This window comes from Treponema sp. (genome assembly GCF_045657965.1).
In the GTDB taxonomy this organism is placed as follows: Bacteria; Spirochaetota; Spirochaetia; order Treponematales; family Treponemataceae; genus Treponema_D.
Map to the genome: position 1 here is coordinate 1 of NZ_JAZOUG010000102.1, position 6,801 is coordinate 6,801.

At 38.9% G+C, this 6,801-nt stretch carries 9 protein-coding genes; 7 read left to right on the plus strand and 2 right to left on the minus strand.

The window, feature by feature from the left end; all coding sequences use genetic code 11:
- Positions 1 to 487: type 2 periplasmic-binding domain-containing protein (locus ACKI5B_RS03760; RefSeq protein ID WP_486401665.1), on the plus strand; the 487-nt coding region annotated here is incomplete at its 5' end.
- Between the two features lie 74 nt (positions 488 to 561).
- Here the strand turns inward: ACKI5B_RS03760 and ACKI5B_RS03765 are convergent.
- Both ACKI5B_RS03765 and ACKI5B_RS03770 read right to left on the minus strand, forming a co-directional pair.
- Positions 562 to 1,203 (minus strand): TatD family nuclease-associated radical SAM protein, encoded by a 642-nt coding sequence (locus tag ACKI5B_RS03765; RefSeq protein ID WP_407425977.1) that lies wholly within the window; start codon positions 1,201 to 1,203, stop codon positions 562 to 564.
- A 13-nt stretch (positions 1,204 to 1,216) separates the two neighbouring features.
- On the minus strand, positions 1,217 to 1,609 hold the full coding sequence (locus tag ACKI5B_RS03770) for a pyridoxamine 5'-phosphate oxidase family protein (protein ID WP_407425979.1): 393 nt from the start codon (positions 1,607 to 1,609) through the stop codon (positions 1,217 to 1,219).
- 177 nt (positions 1,610 to 1,786) lie between these two features.
- Here ACKI5B_RS03770 and ACKI5B_RS03775 point away from each other — a divergent pair, with 177 nt between their 5' ends.
- The 6 genes from ACKI5B_RS03775 to ACKI5B_RS03800 all read left to right on the plus strand — a co-directional run.
- Positions 1,787 to 3,160, plus strand: coding sequence for an MATE family efflux transporter (locus ACKI5B_RS03775; protein WP_407425981.1), 1,374 nt, complete (start codon positions 1,787 to 1,789; stop codon positions 3,158 to 3,160).
- A gap of 122 nt (positions 3,161 to 3,282) precedes the next feature.
- Positions 3,283 to 3,459: a hypothetical protein gene (locus ACKI5B_RS03780; RefSeq protein WP_407425983.1), complete on the plus strand. Its 177-nt coding sequence runs from the start codon at positions 3,283 to 3,285 to the stop codon at positions 3,457 to 3,459.
- An 18-nt stretch (positions 3,460 to 3,477) separates the two neighbouring features.
- A complete protein-coding gene (locus tag ACKI5B_RS03785; RefSeq protein WP_407425985.1) occupies positions 3,478 to 4,101 on the plus strand; it encodes a shikimate kinase in 624 nt (207 codons plus the stop codon).
- 62 nt (positions 4,102 to 4,163) lie between these two features.
- A complete protein-coding gene (locus tag ACKI5B_RS03790) occupies positions 4,164 to 5,267 on the plus strand; it encodes an ABC transporter substrate-binding protein (protein WP_407425987.1) in 1,104 nt (367 codons plus the stop codon).
- A 20-nt stretch (positions 5,268 to 5,287) separates the two neighbouring features.
- Complete coding sequence (locus ACKI5B_RS03795; RefSeq protein ID WP_407425989.1) at positions 5,288 to 5,920, plus strand: shikimate kinase; 633 nt, start codon at positions 5,288 to 5,290, stop codon at positions 5,918 to 5,920.
- 26 nt (positions 5,921 to 5,946) lie between these two features.
- Positions 5,947 to 6,801, plus strand: an 855-nt coding sequence (locus tag ACKI5B_RS03800) for a nitrogenase component 1 (RefSeq protein ID WP_407425991.1), incomplete at its 3' end; no start/stop codon positions are given.

A 6,801-nucleotide genomic window follows, 5' to 3' on the forward strand; every position in this document is an offset into this window, starting at 1 on the left:
AGTTGATTTTGCCCTTCCTTACATGAAATGTGCTCTGGGCGTTGTTTCAAACGACAAAGACCTTATCAAAAAGCCTGAAGATTTAAACGGAAAGACTTTAATTGTTTCAAAAGGAACAACTGCTGAAACTTTCTTCACTGAAAACTATCCTCAGGTCAATCTCTTGAAATTCGACCAGTATTCTGAAGCTTACAACGCTTTGCTCGACGGACGCGGTGCAGGTCTTTCTACGGACAACACAGAAGTTCTGGCATGGGCAATCGAAAATCCCGGCTTCTCTGTTGGAATTGAATCACTCGGCTCACTCGACACAATCGCTCCGGCTGTCACAAAAGGAAATTCTTCGCTTTTGAACTGGCTCAACGATGAAATCAAAAAACTCGGAAATGAAAAATTCTTCCATGCTGATTACGAAGCAACTTTGCGTGCTGTTTACGGTCCGAATTCAGACGCTGACTCGCTCGTAGTTGAGGGCGGTCAGCTCTAATAGATAACAACTTTCCTCCTCAGGTGCCTGTCCGGATAATACAGTATTCTGGACAGTTTTTTTTTACCATAGGGCTAATTGTCCGGGTTGATAAATTTTCGGATTCTATGGGTGACACCCAGCTTTTCGCACAGTTTTGTGCAGTTTTCTTCATCTTCTTTTGAAATTGTTGTTTCTACTGTGCTCATAATCACTTTTGGGATGACTTTTCCGGCTTTTTCTGCAAAATCCAGCATTGCCGGGAAGGCTTTTTCTTTAAAAACCGGGCGTACTGTTGACTCATAGATTTTCGGGTCGCTTGAGTTCAGGCTGATTGAAAGCGCATCGATTTTTCCTTTCAGAAGCGGAACGATGTTTTTTCCGTTTACAAGATTTCCAAGTCCGTTCGTGTTAATTCTGACCGGAAGCGTAAAGTTTTTTTTGAGGAAGGAAGCAACTTCAAGAAGAACATCGAGTGCTTCTGTGGGCTCGCCATATCCACAGAAAACAAATTCTTTGTATGATTTAAATCTTTCTGTTTTGGACTCTTCCTTAATTGCTTCGATAACTTCCTGTGCTGCAGGTTCTTTTTCAAGCCAGAGAGTTTCCACATTGTCAAACTCTGCGGCAGATTTCTTCTGGCGGATACAAAATGTACAGGAACACGGACAGCGGTTTGTAAGATTAATGTAAAGGCCGTTGTATTCAGGATAGATTATTGTCTTTCCCTTCTTCATTTTCTTGCCTTCCCTAGTCCTCAATCTTTGTTACTTCAGCACCGCTGTGGATTTCGCCTTTTGCATCAGCAAGCTCAAATACCTCGAAGATTCCGTCATCGGCACTGTAGATTTTCTGCAATGTCGGGCGAAGTTCAAGATACTTTTTCTTCAATTCGACATCAAAAGTACGCTTCACATTGCCTGAAACACGAATCCACGAGCCGTCATCATAACTTCCGACGAATTCGACTTTAGGATTTGCAACAAATTGCCTGAAAACATCTTTTTTGTTTCCCGTTACAAGATATATTTTTCCATTGATTTCTTCGATTGCTCCGAACGGACGCACGTGAGGCGTGTTTCCGTCAGCAGTTGCGATATAAAAAACACCGGCTTTTTTTACTTCATCTAATAATTTACTCATAATTATACTCCTTATATATTTTACCCATTATTTTAGTATGTTTTATCATTATTGAAAATCATCTTTGAAAAAAACAGTAATACCTTTTTTCTATAACAATTAAAGGAATTTAGTATAACCAGACTTATTGACCAATTTATCATAAACTTTAAAGATTTCAGAGATTCAGGATAAAAAATGTATCTTTCTAAAAATAAAACTGTAGACATGACTTATGGGGCGATTCTGCCTCATATCATTTCGTTTGCGATTCCGCTCCTGCTCGGAAATCTTTTTCAGCAGCTTTACAATACGGCAGACTGTCTTGTCGTTGGAAAATTCCTGGGGAGGGATTCGCTGGCTGCAATCGGCTCAACAAGTCATCTTGTAATGACCGTAATCGGCTTTTTCGGCGGATTTTCAACAGGTGCACAGATTGTAATTTCTCAATGTTTCGGAGCAAAGAAGACTGCTGATTTAAGGAAATCAGTACATACAGCTCTTGCAAGTTCGGCTTTCATAAGTCTTTTTATGACCCTACTCGGACTTTTTACTTCTCCACTCATGCTCCGTTTGATTCATGTGCCGGAAGAAGTTTTTGAGCTTGCGGACTCTTACCTGAAGATTTATTTTTCAGGCGTAAGTTTTTTGATTTTCTACAATATGGGCTCAGGCATTTTACGCGCACTTGGAGATTCAAGGCGACCGCTTTATTTTTTGATTTTCAGTTCTGTGGTGAACATAATTCTTGATTTGATTTTCGTTGTTGTTCTTAAATTTGGCGTAAAAGGTGCTGCCTGGGCGACAGTGATTTCCGAGGCAATTTCGATTATTCCAGTTTTCTGCTCGTTGATTTTTACCGGTGAAATTTACAAAGTTTCTTTTCGGGAATTTAAAATCGATTTTCCGCTTCTCTCAAAAATGCTCAAAATCGGACTTCCCGGAGCTGTTTCATCGTCAATCACTTCCTTTTCGAACACTTTCATGCAAAAATACGTTAATGTATTCGGTTCTTCCTGTATCGCCGGATGGGCAGTTTTTGGCCGTTTCGACCAGTTCAGAATCATGCTGATGACGAGCATTTCCTTTGCGGCCACGACATTTGTTGCACAGAATTTTGGTGCAGGCGAGAAAGAGAGAATAAAAAAGGGTATAAAAATCTCGCTTCTTGTCTCCCTTTCAGTTGCTGTTTTTCTTTCCACCCTCGAATTCATTTTCGCAGATTTTTTTACTTCCATTTTCATTTCGGACGCAGATTCAATCCATTTCGGAAGTCTTTTTATCAGGTACACGACTCCATTTTATCTTCCCTGCGTTATCTGTATGCTTTTTTCGCAGATTTTGCGTGGATTTGGAGATTCACTTGTGCCGACAATCATTACTTTTTCAGGATTTGTGCTTTTAAGACAGATGATTTTGTTTTTCGGAACAAAACTGACAGATTCTTTTTCTCTCGTAGCACTTGCATACCCTGTCGTATGGATTTTTACAGGGACAATGATGCTGGTTTATTACAGATATAAAGTCCGCCTAATACAATTTTCTGATAACTTTAATAGAAAAATCTTATAAATATTAAAAAACTATAACTCCCATAGAAAACTTATATTTCTCACAATTTTATATTTCCTGTATAACATAGCATATTAGTAGGTTATATTCAGCCGCTAAAACATTTTCAGGAGGTATTGATTATGAGTTTTCCTTTGTTAAAAAAACAAATTAAAAAAAGAAATAACGTTGGACTTTCGGTGAATTCCATACGCGAAAAAATACTGGATATTCTTGAAATTATGGCGGAATACTCTTCCTGCTCTTACTCACCTGAAATTTCAGAACTCAATGGAATAGTCTTTTCAGTGAATTACTAAAATCAGGAGATGCCAAATATGAAACCTTGCATTGTTTTAATAGGTACACAGCACGTCGGAAAAACGACGCTCGGAAAAGGTCTGGCCGAGAAACTCGGTGTTCCGTTTTATGACACAGATCAGATGGTCACAAAGACTTTTCAAAAGCATATCTGTGTTTTTGCAGAAGAACTTGGGCAAAAAGGCTACAACTGGGCAGAAACTGAAATGAGCAGACTGCTTGTTAAACAATATAAAAATTCAGAACCGATTTCCGCTGTCATTTCAACAGGAAGTGGATTTTGGGCAGATGATACCGGTATCGAAGAACTGCGAAAAATCGGAATTCTGTATTGGATTGACGGAAACATTGAACTTGGGGCACAAAGGCTAATGGAAGAAGCTACTACGGATCCGAAAAAAGCAAATCCGTATCTTCTAAAAAACGGGAAATTTTACAATGTATATTTTTCGACTCCAAAAATTGAAAGTCTTGAAGATATAAAAATTCGTCATTTGAAGCGGGCAAGTGCCGCATCAAAATACTATGCAGAAATCGCTGATGTCATCGTTCGTCCAAAGGATGCTCCAGCCGAGGAAAACGTAAAGCTTTTGTTTGACAGCATTTTATGGGATTCCGTTAAACAAAAAAAAGCAGTCTAAAAAATTAAAAAATATATATAAGGAATCAACGCCGCTAAGGCGGATTTTATAAGGAGAATATTATGAAAAAAACAAAATTTTTATCAAAAATGATTATTGGCGCAGTTTTAATCTCTATGCTTGCATTGCTTGGCTCCTGTGGGAAAAAAAATGCCAAAAATCTTCCGGTGTTAAATTTAACGCTTCTTCTTAGCTCAAATTATTCACCGATTTTGCATTTAAATGCAGAAGGTGGAATTGCAGAAAAAAAAGGCGGAGTCTACCCTATTCTTGAATACACAACAGGACTGGAATCTGTCTTAACAGGAAAATCTGACGGACGGCTTAATTCATTACAGGCATCGATAATTGCAGGCGGAAATGGAAGCGATATTGTCATTTTTGCAGGAACTATGGGCGGAGGACAGCTTATCTTTGCTAACAAAAATGTTGCTGATTCTCTGAAAGATCCTAAAAACTGGAAAGGACGTACAATCGGTACAAAAACAGGCGGAACATCTGAATGTGTAGCACGTGCCGCCTTGCGTGATAATTTCGGAATTGGATTTAACGAAGTTAACTATAAATATTATGAAGATGACGAGGCGCAGATTGCAGCATGTAAACACGGAGATGTTGACATTATTATTCCGTATTATGCGCTACGCGAAGTTGCAGAAGCTTCTGGGCTTGTTCAGATTGGGGAACTCATTGATTTGTATCCGGACTATGCCTGCTGCCGCCAGACTGCGAACGGAGAAAAACTCCGAAAAGACCGTGATCATTTTGTTAAATGGACGAAAGGATTGATTTACTCATGGAAATATTTCAATTCTGATGAAAAAGGCACAATCAAAGTAATAAAAAAAGTAACCCACCAGGATGACCAATGGGTTTATGACCATATCTATGATGCAGAAGGAACTGCTCATATCACATTCCATCCAGATCCATTCTATAACGGATGCGCACCACAATATGATGTTTTAGTTGAGCTTGGCTATATTGAAGCATCTAATGCCCGTCCTTTCCCTGATTATTTTGATATTTCGATTTATGCCGATGCACTCAAAGAAGTCATAGCTGAAAACCCGGATGATCAGTTCTATAAAGATATGTGGACGTATTTTGTCAAGCATAACAATAAATACCCGAACTTTGAGAAACTTTATCCAAATTCTTTGTAATTACAGAAAATGAGGTGAATATGAAACCATGCATTGTATTAATAGGTGCTCAGCATGTCGGTAAAACAACTCTCGGAAAAGGCTTAGCTGAAAAACTTGGGATTCCGTTTTATGACACAGATCAGATGGTAACAAAAACTTACGGAAAACATATCACTGTTTTTTCGTATGAACGTGGAATAGAAGGATATAACTGGGCTGAAACAGAAGTAAGCAAAACACTTGTTGAAAAATATAAAAATACAGCCCCAATTGCGGCAGTCATTTCAACGGGAAGCGGATTTCATCATGATTTCACAGGAATTGAGGAGCTGAGAAAAATCGGTACTTTCTATTGGATTGATGGAAATCTGGAACTTGGCGCACAACGAATTCTTGATGAAGCAACCACAGACAACGATAAAAAAAATCCTGTACTTATGACATATGGAAAATTTTCAAACTTGTACTCATATGCAGTCAGGGACAAAGTTGAGACTCTTGAGGACTTAAGAAACAGTTATCTAAAAGTTGCTGTTCCAAGCAGATTGTTCTATGAAAAGATAGCGGATATTACAGTAGTGCCGAAAGATGCTCCTGTTGAAGAAAACGTGACGCTTTTATTCAACAGTATACCATGGGATAAAATTAAAGTAACAAAAAAAGCAGTATAAAAATTAAAAAAAAGAGGTACAAAAAAATGGCAGCTGGATTAGCAAAAAAAGTTGAAATCCGTGAAAAACGCTTACAGACAATTCTTACTTATAACGGAGATGCAGAGGGACTTGTCGAAGGTTCAGAAAAGAACACGCTAAAAATCGGGCGGCTTAAATTCAGTCAGTGCGGTAACTGTCAGCAGGGATGTGCGCTCATGCAGATTTACTCAATATGGGACGCAGCAGTTGTTGCACATGCACCTATTGGATGTTATGCAGGAGTTTCTGTCCGTTATCTTGGAAATAATGTCGTTTCAAAAATGCGCGGTAATCGTCCATTTTATCATCACGGAATCTGCACGAATATTCAGGAATCAGATACGATTTATGGCGGTGCCAATAAATTAAGGGATGCCGTTCAAGATGCATACAACCGCTACAAACCCAAAATTGTATATATTACGACTTCTTGTGCTTCAGGAATCATCGGTGACGATGTTCAGGCGGTAGCCGAGGAAATGACAGAAGAACTTGGAATTCCTGTTTTCGCAGTTGAATGTGAAGGATTTAAAAGCCGTATCTGGTCAACAGGTTTCGACGCCTCGTTCAACGGCGTTTTAAATGCGGCAGTAAAGCCACCTAAGAAAAAGCAGAATGATCTTGTCAATATTTTCAACTTTAATGGTATAGATTCATTCTCTCCACTTCTAAAAACAATCGGTCTCAGACCAAATTATCTTATTGAAACCCGTTCCGTTGAGGAACTTTCTCAAATGACTGAAGCTGCCTGTTCCTCAACGATTTGTGAAACTCTAGCCACCTTCATAAGTGACAAACTTGAAGAACTTTATGGAGTTCCACAGGTAAAAGCCCCTTCTCCTTATGGTCTGATTTGGACT